The sequence below is a fragment of the Sinorhizobium sp. Y406 genome (assembly GCF_058732025.1).
Genome location: NZ_CM178974.1, coordinates 87,210 through 103,134 on the forward strand (window position 1 = coordinate 87,210; position 15,925 = coordinate 103,134).

13 protein-coding genes and 1 pseudogene are annotated in these 15,925 nt (G+C 64.4%); 6 read left to right on the top strand and 8 right to left on the bottom strand.

Annotated features, from left to right (window positions below; genetic code table 11):
- Positions 1-97: 97 nt before the first annotated feature.
- The 4 genes and pseudogenes from AC4P1R_RS00420 to AC4P1R_RS00435 form a co-directional block, all read right to left on the bottom strand.
- A complete protein-coding gene (locus AC4P1R_RS00420) occupies positions 98-682 on the bottom strand; it encodes an IMPACT family protein (RefSeq protein WP_069459623.1) in 585 nt (194 codons plus the stop codon).
- Between the two features lie 151 nt (positions 683-833).
- Positions 834-4,541 carry a trifunctional transcriptional regulator/proline dehydrogenase/L-glutamate gamma-semialdehyde dehydrogenase gene (putA, locus tag AC4P1R_RS00425; protein WP_225191326.1) on the bottom strand — a complete coding sequence of 1,236 codons (3,708 nt, stop codon included), beginning with the start codon at positions 4,539-4,541 and terminating at the stop codon, positions 834-836.
- A gap of 188 nt (positions 4,542-4,729) precedes the next feature.
- The gene (locus AC4P1R_RS00430; protein ID WP_069459621.1) at positions 4,730-5,044 is read right to left on the bottom strand and encodes a YkgJ family cysteine cluster protein; all 315 of its coding nucleotides are present in this window, start codon (positions 5,042-5,044) and stop codon (positions 4,730-4,732) included.
- Between the two features lie 307 nt (positions 5,045-5,351).
- Positions 5,352-5,855: pseudogene (locus AC4P1R_RS00435) on the bottom strand (SEL1-like repeat protein); the annotation flags it as partial.
- A gap of 166 nt (positions 5,856-6,021) precedes the next feature.
- On the opposite strand from AC4P1R_RS00435, the gene AC4P1R_RS00440 reads away from it, so the two are divergent.
- A complete protein-coding gene (locus AC4P1R_RS00440; RefSeq protein ID WP_069459619.1) occupies positions 6,022-6,639 on the top strand; it encodes a FecR family protein in 618 nt (205 codons plus the stop codon).
- On the opposite strand, the gene AC4P1R_RS00445 is transcribed toward AC4P1R_RS00440, so the two are convergent.
- Together AC4P1R_RS00445 and AC4P1R_RS00450 are read right to left on the bottom strand one after the other, a co-directional pair.
- Positions 6,631-8,514, bottom strand: a complete 1,884-nt coding sequence (locus tag AC4P1R_RS00445) for a CHASE2 domain-containing protein (RefSeq protein ID WP_069460003.1) — start codon at positions 8,512-8,514, stop codon at positions 6,631-6,633. The genes AC4P1R_RS00440 and AC4P1R_RS00445 overlap by 9 nt on opposite strands.
- 23 nt (positions 8,515-8,537) lie before the next feature.
- Entirely contained in the window at positions 8,538-9,242 is a 705-nt protein-coding gene (locus AC4P1R_RS00450; protein WP_069459618.1) for a Crp/Fnr family transcriptional regulator, read from the bottom strand.
- Positions 9,243-9,472: 230 nt separating this feature from the next.
- On the opposite strand from AC4P1R_RS00450, the gene AC4P1R_RS00455 reads away from it, so the two are divergent.
- Positions 9,473-9,913: a DoxX family protein gene (locus tag AC4P1R_RS00455; protein ID WP_069459617.1), complete on the top strand. Its 441-nt coding sequence runs from the start codon at positions 9,473-9,475 to the stop codon at positions 9,911-9,913.
- Positions 9,914-9,968: 55 nt separating this feature from the next.
- Here AC4P1R_RS00455 and AC4P1R_RS00460 read toward each other — a convergent pair whose 3' ends face one another.
- Both AC4P1R_RS00460 and AC4P1R_RS00465 read right to left on the bottom strand, forming a co-directional pair.
- Positions 9,969-10,403, bottom strand: coding sequence for an RbsD/FucU family protein (locus AC4P1R_RS00460; RefSeq protein ID WP_069459616.1), 435 nt, complete (start codon positions 10,401-10,403; stop codon positions 9,969-9,971).
- Positions 10,404-10,442: 39 nt separating this feature from the next.
- Positions 10,443-11,672, bottom strand: coding sequence for an ROK family transcriptional regulator (locus AC4P1R_RS00465; protein WP_492177278.1), 1,230 nt, complete (start codon positions 11,670-11,672; stop codon positions 10,443-10,445).
- A gap of 338 nt (positions 11,673-12,010) precedes the next feature.
- Here AC4P1R_RS00465 and AC4P1R_RS00470 point away from each other — a divergent pair, with 338 nt between their 5' ends.
- The 4 genes from AC4P1R_RS00470 (at position 12,011) to AC4P1R_RS00485 (ending at position 15,795) form a co-directional block, all read left to right on the top strand.
- Positions 12,011-13,036 carry a sugar ABC transporter substrate-binding protein gene (locus AC4P1R_RS00470; RefSeq protein WP_069459615.1) on the top strand — a complete coding sequence of 342 codons (1,026 nt, stop codon included), beginning with the start codon at positions 12,011-12,013 and terminating at the stop codon, positions 13,034-13,036.
- A gap of 277 nt (positions 13,037-13,313) precedes the next feature.
- Positions 13,314-14,396, top strand: coding sequence for an ABC transporter permease (locus AC4P1R_RS00475; protein ID WP_069459614.1), 1,083 nt, complete (start codon positions 13,314-13,316; stop codon positions 14,394-14,396).
- Positions 14,396-15,178 (top strand): ATP-binding cassette domain-containing protein, encoded by a 783-nt coding sequence (locus AC4P1R_RS00480; RefSeq protein WP_069459613.1) that lies wholly within the window; start codon positions 14,396-14,398, stop codon positions 15,176-15,178. The genes AC4P1R_RS00475 and AC4P1R_RS00480 overlap by 1 nt, the downstream gene beginning before the upstream one ends.
- Positions 15,175-15,795 carry a nucleoside triphosphate hydrolase gene (locus AC4P1R_RS00485; RefSeq protein WP_069459612.1) on the top strand — a complete coding sequence of 207 codons (621 nt, stop codon included), beginning with the start codon at positions 15,175-15,177 and terminating at the stop codon, positions 15,793-15,795. Before AC4P1R_RS00480 ends, AC4P1R_RS00485 begins: the two co-directional genes overlap by 4 nt.
- Positions 15,796-15,925: the final 130 nt, after the last annotated feature.

Sequence of the window (15,925 nt, forward strand, 5' to 3'; positions counted from 1 at the left end):
CATCCCGTTCGGGAATCCAACGCAAAGCGTCCTGCGGCGGCTGCCGGAAAATACTGTAAGATGATCTGCGACGAGAATGGTGCCGATGAAAAGCCGCTTAGTTCTCCAGTGAGACGATCGCCTTGCCGCGGCTGAGATCGGTGACGAGCGCCAGCACGTCGTCCACCAGATCTTTTCGCATCTCGATCGTGAGCACGGCTCCGGTGTCCGTGAAGCTCTCTGTGGTAACCGTGACGCCGCGGCTGGCAAGTCGCGCCTTTATCAGCGCCAGGTCGGAGAAGTCACAGGCGACCGTCGCGCCTTGCCTGTCCACGAGTTCGATCCTCTCGGCCGTTTTGAGGCAGAGTGCGGCGGTGCCGCCATAGGCGCGCATCAGCCCGCCGCTGCCGAGCAGGATGCCGCCGAACCAGCGTGTGACGAGGACCGCGACCCGATCGAGCTTCTGCCCGTCGATCGCGGCAAGGATCGGCTTGCCCGCCGTACCGCTCGGCTCGCCGTCGTCGCTGAAGCGATAGGACTGTCCGAGTCGCCAGGCCCAGCAATTGTGGTTGGCGGCGGGGGCGGAATGGGCTGCAAGGAAGGCCCTTGCCGATGACTCGTCCTCAATGGGGCCGGCGATCGCGAGAAAGCGGCTCTTCTTGATTTCCTGTGTCGAGGTCTCGATGCGCCGGAGCGTGAACATCCGCTTTTCCGTGTTTTGGCGGTGATAGCGGATTGGGAGAGGGCGCGCCAGCAGGGCATTGATTTGCCCCACCTCGCAGCCGTGACACCCCGCATGCGATCGCATGCGGGGAGAGGATCGAGAAAGGCATTCTGGAGAAATCGCGGTGCGATCACCCGATTGCCATCAGGCTCGCATTGCCGCCGGCGGCCGCCGTATTGATCGACGTGGAAACCTCCTCGACCAGCCAGTTCAGGCAATAGGCGTCCGGATTGCGGGTGACTACCTCGCTCGACGCCGCCTGGACGAGGAGCAATGGGCCGGGCAGGGCGGCGAGGGCCTTGTTGACCGCACGGATGCGTTCGCCATCCCCTTCGACCAGCGCGCCGGCGAAGGGGCCGTCGGCCGCCCAATCATTCGACCAGGAGACACGGGCGGCGACGCTGTGCGGCAAGCCTGCGAGCGAGGATTGCAGGCCCGAGCCGGCGTCGACGACGACGCTGTTGCCGGTGGCAAGCGCCGCGGCGAGCTGATGGTAAAGGCCGCTCTCGGTCGCCGGAACAGTGAGGATACGCCCGCGCGGATGGAGCGCATAGAGGTTGCGCTCGCCGACCGGACCGGGCAGTTCCACGTCGAGGCCCAAGGCCGAATTGCTGCCGGCATTGCGTGCGGCTTCGGCCTCCGCCGCCGCGCCCTTGCCGTCGAGCCATTTGGCGAAATCGCGCAGAACCGGATCCGTATGCACGGAGCTGTGCTGCGGCGGCACCGGCGGGCTCGTCACCAGCCGCCCGAGATAGAGCGGGCCGCCGGCCTTTGGCCCCGTGCCGGAAAGGCCGCGGCCGCCGAAGGGCTGCACGCCCACGACCGCGCCGATGATGTTGCGGTTGACATAGCGGTTGCCCGCCTTGATGCGGTCGGTGACATGGGCGATGGTTTCGTCCAGGCGCGTATGCAGACCGAAGGTGAGGCCGTAGCCGGTGGCGTTGATATCGTCGATCAGCCGGTCGATATCCTCGCGGCGATAGCGGATGACGTGCAGCACGGGTCCGAAGACCTCGCGTTTGAGGTCGGACATCTTCTCGAGCTCGATGATGGTCGGCGGCACAAAGGTGCCGTGGCCGGTCTCCGCGGCAAGACCGATCTGCTCCACCTTGCGGCCGAGCCGGCGCATCCCGTCGATATGCTTTTCGATGCCCGCCTTGGCCTCCGCGGTGATTACCGGACCGACATCCACGGAAAGCCGGTCGGTGCGGCCGATCTCCAACTCGTGCAGCGCCCCTTTCAGCATCGTCAGAATGCGGTCGGCGACGTCCTCCTGCAGGCAGAGCACGCGCAGCGCCGAGCAACGCTGGCCGGCGCTGTCGAAGGCCGATGCGATCACGTCGCCGACGACCTGCTCGGCAAGGGCGGAGGAGTCCACGATCATCGCATTCTGGCCGCCGGTCTCGGCGATCAGCGGGATCGGCCGGCCGGCCGGCGAGAGCCTTTCGGCGAGTTGCGCCTGGATCAGCCGCGCAACCTCGGTCGAGCCGGTGAACATCACGCCGGCGATCTCCGGTGCGCCGACGAGCGCCGCGCCGACACGGCCGTCGCCGGTGAGAAGCTGCAGCGCGCCCGCCAGGACGCCGGCCTCATGCAGGATGCGGACGCCCTCGGCGGCGATCAGCGGCGTCTCTTCCGCCGGCTTGGCGAGTACCGGGTTCCCCGTCACGAGAGCGGCGGCAATCTGGCCTGTGAAGATCGCCAGCGGGAAGTTCCAGGGGCTGATGCAGACGATGGGCCCGAGCGGTGCGTGGGCAGGGCCAAGCGTGCGGCGCGTCTGTTCGGCATAATAGCGCAGGAAATCGATCGCCTCGCGCACCTCGGCAATGGCGTTGGGCAGCGATTTGCCGGCCTCGCGCATGATGAGGCCCAGAAGCGTCGGCATCCGCGCCTGCATGAGATCGGCGGCCCGGTCTAGGCAGGCCGCCCGTTCCGTCGGAGAGACCGCCGCCCAGCCTGGCGCCGCTTCCGAGGCAAGCTGGGCCGCCCGCCGTGCATCCGCGTCCGAGGTCTCGGTCACCGAGCCGACCACGTCGCGATGGTCGCCGGGATTGGAGATAGCCCGGGTCTCGCCCGAAGCCGCGCCTGTGGCAAGCTGCGGCGCGGCGGCCCAATTGACGGCGGCGCTTGCCTTCAACATCTCCGTCAGCGACGCGAGCGTCGCCTCGTTGGAGAGGTCGAGCCCGGCGGAATTCGTGCGCGACTCGCCGAAGAGCCGGGCGGGCAGCGCGATCTTGTCGTGTTTGGCGCCGACGACCGGCATGGCACGGACGAGCTCCACCGGATCGGCGATGAGCTCGCTGATGGAGACCTTCGGATCGGCGATGCGGTGGACGAAGGAGGAATTGGCGCCGTTTTCGAGCAGGCGACGCACGAGATAGGCAAGCAGCGTCTCATGCGTGCCCACGGGCGCGTAGATACGGCAGGGCCTGTTGAGCTTGTCCGGACCGACGACCTCCTCGTAAAGCGGCTCGCCCATGCCGTGCAGGCACTGGAACTCGTAAGTGCCGACGCGAAAGTCCGTGCCCGCCATGTGGTGGATCGTGGCAAGCGTCTGGGCATTGTGGGTTGCAAATTGCGGGAAGATCACGTCGGTGGCCTGAAGCAGCTTGCGGGCGCAGGCGACATAGGAAACGTCGGTGTGGATCTTACGCGTGAAGACCGGGAAATCCTCAAGACCGTCGATCTGCGCCCGCTTGATCTCGGCATCCCAATAGGCACCCTTGACGAGTCTCACCATCATGCGCCGGCCGGAGCGCCGCGCAAGATCGATGATGTAGTCGAGCACGAAGGGGCAGCGTTTGCCATAGGCCTGCACGACGAAGCCCATGCCGTTCCAACCGGCAAGATCGGCGTCCATGCAGAGCTCTTCGAGGAGGTCGAGCGACAGTTCGAGCCGATCCGCTTCCTCGGCATCGATGTTGAAGCCGATGTCATATTGTTTGGCGAGCGCGGCGAGCGCCTTCACCCGCGGCAGCAGCTCGCTCATCACACGCGCCGCCTGCGCTCGCGCGTAACGCGGGTGCAGCGCGGAGAGCTTGATCGAAATGCCGGGGCCCTCATAGATGCCGCGGCCGGCGGACGCCTTGCCGATCGCATGGATGGCGGCCTCGTAGTCCTTGTAATAGCGCTCCGCATCGGCGGCCGTGGTCGCGGCTTCGCCGAGCATGTCATAGGAATAGGTGAAGCCCTTCCTCTCAAGTTCCTTCGAGCGCTGCAGTGCTTCCTTGATCGTCTCGCCGGTGACGAACTGTTCGCCCATCATCCGCATTGCCATGTCGACGCCGCGACGGATCACCGGTTCGCCGCATCGGGCGATGAGCCGCGTCAGCGCCGCTGAAAGGCTGCGGTCGTTGACGGTCGAGGTCAGCTTGCCGGTGACGACAAGACCCCAGGTGGCGGCGTTGACGAACAGCGAGCGGCCGCCGCCGAGATGCGCTTTCCAGTCGCCGTCGGAAATCTTGTCGCGGATCAGCGCATCGCGCGTAGCCGTGTCGGGAATGCGCAATAGCGCCTCCGCCAGGCACATCAGCGCGACGCCCTCCTGGCTTGAAAGCGAATATTCCTGCACCAGGCCTTCGACGCCCGAGCCCGAATGCTTGGCCCGCAGCGCCTCGACCAGCTTTCGGGCTGTTTTCGCGGCGGCTGCCCGCGTCTCCGGCGGCAATGTGGCCGCCTCGACGAGTGGCGGCAGGCATTCCGGCTCCGGCCGGCGATAGGCGGCGGTGATCGCCCGGCGAAGCGTGCTCTGCGGCCGGATCGGCGGCGCGAAGTCGGCAAAGGGAGCGGGGGCGGATTCGTTCGCCGGGGCTGATGTCTGAAGATGCGTTTGGCTCATTGGATGCGGTCCTTCACACCGGGCGCGCAGGGCGGCTGGCACCCCGCGATTTCGTGGCTAGAAGATACGCCTTCTCAAGCCGAACATCTATCCGCCAAATTCCATCGTTCTTGGTTTATATCACTAGAGATGGCAAAACATGCCGGGCAATGTACGGAGTATATCGGGAATGCCCGTATATTTGTTCCTCAAGCGGCGCTCCCGAACAGGCGCTCGCGCGCCATCAGGCATTCTTCGTCGCCGGGCATGCATGTCCGGCAGACGATCGGCCGAACGGCATAGATGGCGCAGCCGACCGACTTTCCAAGGGTGCCGGCGAGTGCCGTGCAGCGATCGTTGACGCAGCGCATTCCGCCGAGATCGGACGCGACGAATTGCGCCGGAATGCGGTCGAGTTCCGCCTCCGTCTCCAGCGAAAATCGCGGCCAATCGGCCGAATAGGCGCAGCATGCGCCGCAGCTCTGGCAGTCGAAATTCTGTGCGGCAGAAATGGCGGTGGTCATGACGCCAGCCTAGCGCATCGGCCCGAAAACCGGAACCGATTTTCGGAAAGCTCGATGCGCAGATTCAACGAGTTACAGCGACCTTCGCGCGTCCAAGAATGGCGCGCGGCGCTGTAGCACGACCCCGAACGGGTCGGAATGCCGTTGCCCTCGCACGGAACGCATCTTATGTGATGCTGAGACGGCAGCCGATCTGCCGGATTCGCCTCTTCCGTCAATTGAGGCGGCCGTTCCTTCCCAGGTGGGCGGCGCGAACCACGCCGCCCTCCGCGCTCCGATGCGCGCTGAGCGTTTGGCCGCCTCCGGCCTGGGTCAACCACTGCGCCGCTAGCGCCTCATCGACGGTCGTACCGATGCCCTCGCGGTAGGCGATACCGAGATGGTAGGCGGCAAGGCTGTTTCCTGCGGCGGCAGCACGCCTGTAAAACTCGAGAGCCGCCTCCGGATCGCCGCGTTCCGCAAGCCGGACACCGTAATTGACCATGGCGAGCGAGTGGCCGTTTTCTGCGGCCTCTCCGAGAATGCCAAGCGACTTCAGCTTTTCCCCGGCCCGCTCGAGAACACGGGCCAGTTGGAACTGCATGCGCGGGCCACCCTGCTGATTATAGGCTTCGCGGCAGGCGGACAGCGCGATCCCGATGCGGATATCCTCGGAGGCGACGGGCGGAAAGGCCGGATTGCGCTCGCGATCGACTTCGCTGCCTGCCTCCTTGTCGCATAGCTCGGACACGGAGAGATCGTTGGCACGCGCCGGCGCCACCGCCACAATGAAGGCGGCTGCCGCGACAACGCACGAGTTGGCGATCGGCATATGGGATTTCGTGCGCTTCATCGACGTTACCTCAATCGTTGTCAAAGGGTAAAACCGTCTTGCTGCCGCGGCTGTTCCGGGGGAAACTGCCGGCCTGTCGGCGGATCTCCGCGAATGGGCCGGTCTCGGAAACAGGGAGCGCTGCGATGAGGCGGCGGGGAAATCGATGCGGCACCGATATTTCGCAAGGCGCGCATTACTCGGCGGCGCACTCCTCGTCGGCCTCGCCGGCGGATTTCCGGCGGCGCAGGCAGCGGTGATCGGCAAGGCGCAGAGAATTCGCGGGAATGTTCGTCGTCGTCAAGGTGTAGAGGAGGAGCGGCTTGCCGCAGGCGGCGCCGTTCTCGACCGGGACTATGTCGCCACCAGCATCAACAGCTTTGCCGATCTTGCGCTCAGTGAGACGCGCATCCTGCTGGGGCCGCAGACGGAACTCCTGATCGACCGCTTCATCGCCGGCAAGGGCGGAACGCTGGAACTCGGGGTCGGCCGCATGGTCTTCGAGCGGCCGGAGGGGGCGCCGAGGATCGACCTGGCGGTGCGGACCGCCTTTGGCATGATCGGCGTGCGCGGCACAAAATTCTTCTGCGGCCCCAGCCGCTCGGCCGCCTTCGCCGTCTTCGTCGAGTACGGCGCTGTCACGGTCCGAGGCGGCGGCGCCGTGCGGACGGTCTCCGCTGGCGAGGGCGTGGATTTCGAGCGGCCCGGCGCGCCTGCGAGTGTGCCGACGCGCTGGGGGCAGGCGCGCATTCGCGAAGCCTATGCAAGCGTCGGGTCACGGTAGCGGCCCGCGAGACCACTGCATGCCTCCGCGCGTCGCCGTAGGGACCGTGAAAAGTTCCATGGTGCCGAAGCCCCGGATGTCGTGCTGGCCGAGGGATTGCATTGCGATGCTGCATTCCCCGGCGGCGGCCGGGCCGATGCAGATCGCAGTTCCGAGGAACTTGTTCGCCTCCTGAAGCCGGGCGGCGAGATTCACGGCGTCGCCATGGGCCGTGTAATCCAGTTTTCCGCCAGCACCGACTTCCCCGAGCACCGCCGGCCCCGTCTCTATGCCGATGCGCGTCCGGCCGAACCCCTGTTTTGCGAATTGCGGCCGCTTGCGCATCTCCTCCGTCAGAGCGTGAATGGCCAGCGCGCAGGCGACTGCCGCGTCGACGTGGTCCTTCAGATCCTCCGGCGCATTGAATAGGGCGTGCACCGCATCGCCCACCACCTTGTCGACCATGCCGCCATGGCGGGAGACGAGCGCATTCACCTCGGCGAAATAGATGTCGAGCAGTGCCACGAGGTCGCGCGGGGCGAGCTTTTGCGACAACGCCGAGAAGCCCTCGATATCGGTGAAGAGGGCGGTCACGACGCGTTCTTCGCCCGCGACGCGGCCATTGTCCGGTTCATCGATATAGCGGGCCACCACGGACTGCGGCAGATATTGCGAGAATTTCTGCCGGGCGAGCGCCTCTGCACGGCGCACGCGGCCAAGCTGCAGCGCGCTTGTGACGACGAGGACCGCCGACAGGGCCGCCGAAATGCTGAGTGCATCGACGAGCAAGCCGGTTGCCGCGTAGATGGCGCCGACGCCGGCGGTGACGGCAACGATGCCGATGAAGGCGGATGCGAGCGCCGCCAAGGGGCGGAGCTTCGTTGCGCCATAGGCGGCGAGAACGCCGGCGGCGAAGCTGAACAGCGCCTCGTAAAACGGCAGGCCGCCGCCGCGATAGGGTACAAAGCCCGTCATGATCGCATTTGCGACGTCGGCATGGATTTGCACCGATGGCTCGAGCGGCATGGAAGCGGTCGGTCTTAACCCGCCGAGGCTCGGCACGCTGCTGCCGATGAACACGAGCTTGCCGGCAAGCCGGCTTTCCTCGATCCGGTCAGCCATGATCTCGGCCGCCGACAGCGTGCGTGCGGCAATCGTCTCCTGCGAACTGGCGACGAAGCGAAGATTGCCGCTCTCGTCGAGGGGAATGACGGCGTGGTCGAGCCGGAGCCATGCGGGTTCTCCGCCGAGCACCGGTGTGCTGCTTCCGGCGGCGAGCCGGCCCGCTTCGATGCCGAGAGCCGGATAGGCGTTGTTTCCGAGGATGGCGAAGGCCTGCGTGCGCCGGACACGCGCGTCCTTGTCGCCGACGAGAAACGCGGCGGTCGCCGCCTTCGACCGTTCCATGAATGCGGGACAGGAGGTTTCCGCGCCTTGAATGAACCAGGTCCCGGGAACCGCGAGCGGCCGCTGCAGGGCGAGTGGCGGAACGGGTCGCGGGCGTTCCAGCACGTGCTCGGCAGCCAGGAAGCCCAGGACAACCGGCGCGTCGCCGATCGCCGAAGCAAGCGCCCGATTGCCGGGCGCGGCCGGATCGCAGTCGGAACTGAAGACGAAGTCGACGGCGATCGTCTGCGCCCCGGTTGCCGCAAGGTGCATGAGAAGGCTGGCGGTCGCGGCCCTGTCCCAGGAGCCTGCGCTCGTTTCATATGCCTCGCGATCGATATCGATGACGACGATCCCCGGTGAACGGGGCGAGGCGACCATCTGGGTGAGACTGTCGAAGAAGAGCTCGCGCTGGGTACCGAACACGGCCTCCGCATAGAGGTAGAGCATGACCGCCGCCGAGAGGCTCGCGATGATCCCGCCTGCAAGCGGGCTGGAGCGATGATGCAGCCAGCGTGTCCGGCTCAAACGGCCTAGTCCTCCTCCGGATCGGCTATGTTCAGCAGGCGCTCGATATTGCAGGAGACGATCCCGTCCGAGCGGCTGAGGGCGCCGTTCTCCTCGAGCCACAAGATAGCCCGGTTCACCTTGGGCCGGCTCGCACCGAGAATCGATGCAATATCGGTCTGGCTGAGTGCCAGGCGGAGATTGGCGCTTTCGGGCAGCTCATTGCCATGGATCTGTCTCAGCGTCGCCAGGAAGAAGCGCGCAACGCGGGCGTTGAGATCGTAGAGCGCGATCGTCTCCAGCCTCTCGGTCGTATCGCGCAATTGTGCACAGAGGAAGCGGATTACGGCCTCGGCCGATTTGGGCCTTCGCGTGATCAGGCCGACGAAATCCTTCTTGCCGATCACATAGCCTTCGGCGGCGGTGACCGCGGTGGCATCCGCCGAGCGTGGCTGGTCGTCGAGCACGGCCATTTCGCCGAAGAGCGCACCGGCCTCGTGCTGGCGTAGTATGAGCTCGCGGCCCTGGGGCGTGAACAGCGAGATCTTGATCCGTCCGGAAACGACGACAATCATGTAGTTGCCCTCGTCGCCACGCTGGAAAATGACGGTGCCCGCGGCCCATTTCCGATAGCTGGCGAGATCGGCAAGTTCGCAAAGCGTGTCCCTGTCAAACTCTTCGAATATCGGGAAGGACCGCCAGAAAGCGGGACTCCGGTTAACTTCGGCCATGAGATTCCCCCGTGCGTGTCCGCTGCCGTGCGTACGCGCGGCGATTCTTTATGGTGTCGTCCTCTCTTGCAATAGAAAAAGCACGTCAGCGCCGGGGGAGATCCCGCGTGTTGACGAAAGCACGCGTCTGTCTTCGTGGGGTGAACGATCTGTTTCCGTGGCGGCGGCTAGATCAATCGGAAAATGCTGGTACTTCTGTTGCCAACTTGTTTCCAACAGGAGCCTCGCGCATGTCCCCGAATGTCATCGTCCTCATCGGGCGCATTCTTCTCTCGATCATCTTCATCACCTCCGGCTTCGGCAAGCTCGGCGATCCGTCCGGAACCGCCGGCATGATCACCAATGCCGGATGGCCGGCGGCGACCCTGCTCGCCTATCTCGCCGGCGTCTTCGAATTGGCCGCAGGCCTTGCCGTCCTCGTCGGCTTCCAGACGCGGATCGCCTCTTACCTGCTCGCCGCTTTCTGCCTGGTCACCGCCTTCGTGTTTCATGGCAGCGCCATCAACATTCCGGGTTTCCCTGATGCTGCAAACGGCTTGTTGTCGCTCTTCAACCAGATCATGATGATGAAGAACATCACGATCGCCGGCGCCTTCCTCGTGCTGGCCGGATTTGGTCCCGGCGCCTTCTCCATCGACGCGCGCTTCGGCAAATCGCTCGTGACCGCCTGAGTGCCTGAGCCACTATCGGAAGAAGAACCCGCCGGCGACTCCGGCGGGTTTTTTGTCATCTGCTCGGGTAAATCACGCCTTTGCGCAGGATGACATTGCCGTAGAGCCGCGGTTCGCTCGTCTGCACAACGGTATGGGCAGCCTTCACCCGCGGATAGAAGTCGGCGCCGAGGAGTGGCACGACCGGCCGGTCCGGCTCATGCCTGCGGCAGCACTCGATGATGTCCCGATGCACCGCGTCGAGCACCTCCTTGTCCTGCCCGACGGTCGCGCGGAAGATCGCTTCGGGCACGAAATCGTCGATTGGTAGAACGCTCAAGATGGCATCGAGAACGCGGATCAGGTGATGCCCATCGAGCCGCACCAGCCGGCGCGCATGCTCCTGTCCCGGATAGTTGCCGTCGACGAGGGCGATTTCGTCGCCGTGCCCCATCGCCCTCAGCGCCGAAAGCAATTCCGGGCTGAGGATGGGGTCGATTCCTTTTAACATCGGCCGGGTGCCTTTCGTTTCGAGATCAACATGGTCTGTTCAAAGCTCCTTGAAGAGAACATTGGTGTCGAGCAGGTAGCGTGAAAAGAGCGGCAGGCTCGCGCCGCCGATCGCCCGGGCGTGGCTTCCAACCGCGCCCTCGACGAGGTCGGGAACCGTCACGCCCTGCAGGTCGAGCGTCTTGAGCGCCTTGCGCGTCGCCGCAAGGAGCCGTGACTTCACCCATGGCGGGAAGCCGCCGTCGATCACGGCGGCGGAGAAGTCGATGATCGAGGCGGCCGACACGACGGCCTGGGCGAGAGCGGCCGCCGAATCCTGAATCCAGATTTCGAGCGGTTCGCCGAAGTCGATCCAGTCGTCCGCCGAGTACCAGAGCGGCTTCGGATCGACGCCATGTTCGCGCAGAAGCTTCTCGAGTACGAAAACCGAGGCGATTTTCAGCAATTGCGTCGTCCTGCCGTCCTTGCCGGAAACCGGCAGCGGACCGACGGCACCGGCAGTGCCGGTGCGGCCGGAGAACAGGGCGGAATTGATGACGACGCCACCGCCAATGAACGAGCCGATATAGAAATAGACGAAGTCCGGATAATTGGCGCCGACGCCGAAAGCGAGTTCCGCACCGCAGGCGCTGGTGCCGTCGTTCTGCAGGAAGACCGGATATCGACTCCTGCCAGAGACCGCCGCAGTCAGGTCGAAATCGCGCCACTTGTCCATCGCTTCGCGCGGCGCGCCGACCTCCTCGGCCCAGTTCCAGAGTTCGAAGGGCGTGGCGATGCCAATGCCGGCAATGCGCTTGCGCTCATCCGGCTTGAGCTGCGCCTGCAGCTTCTCCGTACCGTCGATGATGAAGGCGACCAGGTCCGCGGGCAGCGGGTAGGCATGGATCTGGTGAAGATGCAGCCGAATCGATCCGACGAAATCCATCAGCACCAGATCGGTGCTGCGCCGGCCGATCTTGACGCCGAAGGAAAACACCGCATCGGGGTTGAGGCGCATTGGGATCGAGGGCTGGCCGACACGCCCGCGCACGGGATCGCCGCGGATGAGCAAGCCGTCCGCTTCGAGCGCCCGCATGATGACGGAGACGGTTTGCGCCGACAGCCCGGAACGGCGCGCGATCTCCGCCTTCGAAAGGCTGCCGTGGCGACGCACCAGCGACATGACCAGCCGCTCGTTATAGGCACGCACGCGCGTCTGGTTCGCCCCGCCGCTCGGGTCGATCACATCCGGCTGTAAGGCCCCCCCGAGGGGATCTCCTGTCACTGACATGCCACGGTCTCCTCCCGTCGGCAGCACGATCCTCAAATCGGGCAACTGAGAATCACGCGATCTTTTCAAGGCATTGAGGCTTCGCCAAACGGCACCCGCCCAAAACGCCTCCTTTTTCTTCATCTGCGCGTTTCGTGCTCGCCTCACCCGCGAGCTCGAGTCCGGCCAGCCCTTCGCAGCATGCCACATCCAGATAATAATTCAATTTGATTTATTTATTGACACTCCCGAGATTTGGTGTTTGAGTGATCGTCGGAAGCGCCGCTCGCGGAGGAGAAACTGCGATGGCGAAGCCCGGAGCCGGTGCGCCGGCATGTTCAAAACCTTGGGAGGGTTTTATGAAGAAAACTGTACTGTCTGCTGCCATGGGCGCGCTTGCTCTCGGCGTTGCCTTCGCCACGCCGTCTCAAGCGGCCGATGTTTCCGCCTGCCTTATCACCAAGACCGACACCAATCCCTTTTTCGTAAAGATGAAGGAAGGTGCGACCGCCAAGGCTCAGGAACTCGGCGTCACGCTCAAGTCCTATGCCGGCAAGATCGACGGTGATTCCGAAAGCCAGGTTGCCGCAATCGAGACCTGCATAGCCGATGGCGCCAAGGGTATCCTGCTTACCGCGTCCGACACCAAGGGCATCGTGCCGAGCGTGCAGAAGGCGCGCGACGCCGGTCTTCTGGTCATTGCGCTCGACACGCCGCTCGAGCCGATCGATGCCGCCGACGCCACCTTCGCGACCGATAACCTGCTTGCCGGCAAGCTGATCGGCCAGTGGGCGGCCGCAACGCTCGGCGATGCCGCCAAGGATGCTCGCGTCGCCTTCCTCGATCTGACGCCGGCGCAGCCCTCCGTCGACGTTCTGCGCGATCAGGGCTTCATGATCGGCTTCGGCATCGACCCCAAGGATCCGAACAAGATCGGCGACGAGGACGATCCGCGCATCGTCGGCCATGATGTCACCAACGGCAACGAAGAGGGCGGGCGTACCGCGATGGAGAACCTTCTGCAGAAGGACCCGACCATCAATGTCGTCCATACGATTAACGAGCCGGCTGCCGCTGGTGCCTATGAGGCGCTGAAGGCGGTCGGTCGCGAGAGCGACGTGCTGATCGTTTCCGTCGATGGTGGTTGCCCGGGTGTCAAGAACGTCGCCGAAGGCGTCATCGGCGCGACGTCGCAACAGTACCCGCTGATGATGGCGGCGCTGGGGATCGAGGCGATCAAGAAGTTTGCAGATACCGGCGAGAAGCCGGCCCCGACCGAAGGAAAGAACTTCTTTGACACCGGCGTTGCGCTCGTCACCGATAAGCCGGCCTCTGGCGTCGAGTCGATCGACACCAAGGAAGGCATGGAGAAATGCTGGGGTTGATCGCCCCTCGATTTCGGATCGAAGCATCTCAGAGAGGGGCGGCTGCCAGCCGCCCTTCGCGTAAGCACCAAGTCTTTGACAAGCCGTAAGACCTGGGCAACTTTTGTGGGGCGGGATGGAGGAACTTGCAAAGCGTTTCCGCTTGCGTCCCGCTCCGGCTTCTTCGGTCATGCCATCGAGATCGGCAAAGTTCCGAACCTCGCCGCGATGACCGGGGGCCGCGCATCCTGAAGCAATGCGACCCCCTTTGGGAGTGGGGTTCACGGGAGGAATCTCCATGAGCGAGCCAAACACAGCCGCACAGCCATCCCAGGAATTCGAAAAGGTCCTGGTTAACAGTTCGACGGAGGTGGCGTCCTTCGATACGCACGACAAGACGCCGCTCCAGAAGCTCCAGCACTTCCTTCATTCCAGCCCGGCCGCCGTGCCGCTGATCGTGCTGGTCCTGTCGCTGGCGGCGTTCGGCGCCATTCTCGGAGGCAAGTTCTTCTCCGCCTTCTCGATGACGCTGATCCTCCAGCAAGTAGCGATCGTCGGTATCGTCGGGGCGGCCCAGACGCTCGTCGTGCTGACGGCGGGCATCGACCTCTCAGTCGGCGCCATCATGGTGCTCTCGTCCGTCATCATGGGGCAGTTCACCTTCCGCTACGGACTGCCGCCGACGCTGTCGGTTCTCTGTGGCCTCGGCGTTGGCGCACTCTGCGGCTACATCAACGGCATGCTCGTCGCGCGCATGAAGCTGCCGCCTTTTATCGTCACGCTCGGCATGTGGCAGATCGTGCTCGCGTCCAACTTCCTCTACTCGGCCAACGAGACGATCCGTTCCCAGGATATCTCTGCCAACGCGCCGATCCTGCAGTTTTTCGGCCAGAACATTCGCATTGGCAATGCGGTCTTCACCTATGGCGTCATCGCCATGGTGCTTCTCGTCTCGCTGCTCTGGTACGTCCTCAATCGCACCGCCTGGGGCCGTTACGTCTATGCGGTCGGCGATGACCCGGAGGCGGCCAAGCTGGCCGGCGTCGACGTCAAGCGCATGCTCGTCACCGTCTACACGCTGTCGGGACTGATCTGCGCCCTTGCCGGCTGGACCCTCATTGGCCGCATCGGCTCAGTCTCGCCGACCGCAGGCCAGTTCGCCAACATCGAATCGATCACCGCTGTGGTGATCGGTGGCATCTCGCTCTTCGGCGGACGCGGCTCCATTCTCGGCATGCTCTTCGGCGCGCTGATCGTCGGCGTCTTCTCCCTTGGGCTTCGGCTGATGGGGACCGATCCGCAATGGACTTATCTGTTGATCGGCTTGCTGATCATCACCGCCGTTGCAATCGACCAGTGGATCAGAAAGGTAGCAGCGTGATGGCACAGGAACCCATTCTCACAGCCCGCGGTCTCGTCAAGCGCTACGGCCGAGTGACCGCTCTCGACCACGCCGATTTCGATCTCTACCCGGGTGAAATCCTGGCCGTGATCGGCGACAATGGCGCCGGCAAGTCCTCCATGATCAAAGCGATCTCCGGCGCGGTCACGCCGGACGAGGGCGAGATCCGCCTCGAAGGCAAGCCCGTCCATTTCCGCTCGCCGATGGACGCGCGGAATGCCGGCATCGAGACGGTCTACCAGAACCTTGCCCTGTCGCCGGCGCTCTCCATCGCCGACAACATGTTCCTCGGCCGCGAGATCCGCAAACCAGGAATCATGGGCAGTTGGTTCCGCTCGCTCGATCGGGCGGCGATGGAAAAACAGGCGCGCGCCAAACTCTCCGAGCTTGGCCTGATGACCATTCAGAACATCAACCAGGCGGTGGAGACGCTTTCGGGTGGCCAACGCCAGGGCGTCGCCGTCGCCCGTGCGGCCGCCTTCGGGTCGAAGGTCGTCATCATGGACGAGCCGACCGCCGCACTCGGTGTCAAGGAAAGCCGGCGCGTGCTGGAACTGATCCTCGACGTGCGCCGCCGCGGCCTGCCGATCGTCCTGATCTCGCACAACATGCCGCATGTCTTCGAAGTCGCGGATCGAATCCACATCCACCGCCTCGGCCGCCGCCTCTGCGTCATCAATCCGAAGGACTACACCATGTCGGATGCGGTCGCCTTCATGACCGGCGCAAAGGCACCTCCGGGCGAGGCGATCGCCGCATGAACCTCCAGTCCTTGACGGACGAAATCCTGAAACGGGCGGCGGATGCCGGCCGTTTCATTGTCGCCATTGCCGGCCCGCCCGGGGCCGGCAAGTCGACGCTTTCGGAGGCCCTGGCCGCTTCGATTGCCGATGCGGGCGAATGCGTCGCGGTGCTTCCGATGGACGGCTTCCACATGGACAATGCCGTCCTCAATGAGAAGGGGCTCATCGCCCGCAAGGGATCGCCCGAGACCTTCGACGTGCGGGCGTTCGTTTCGACGCTCGCCGCCGTGCGCGCCAATGACGGTGAAGTGCTGGTTCCGGTCTTCGATCGGTCCCGCGAACTGGCGATCGCTTCGGCGAGGGTCATCGCGCCGCAGACGAGGATCATTCTCGTGGAGGGCAATTACCTGCTGCTCGACGAGGCACCCTGGAACGGACTCGCCGGCGCCTTCGATTATTCGATCTTCATCGACCCGGGTATCGACGTGCTCGAACGGCGATTGCTCGAACGCTGGTACGACCACGGCTATGGCGACGAGCCGGCCCGCGAGAAGGCCTTCGGCAACGATATACCGAATGCCCGCCGCGTCATCGGCAGCCGCCGGCCGGTCGATCTCGTGATACGGGATTTCTGAGAGATGCCATTGTCTTCGGCGGAGCAATGATGATATCGAGGCGCCGGTTTCACCACATGAGCGACCGCCTTTGAAGCGCATCGGCCGGCGCTCTACTGCATGTCTCCTTTAATCGACGTCGATTAATGGA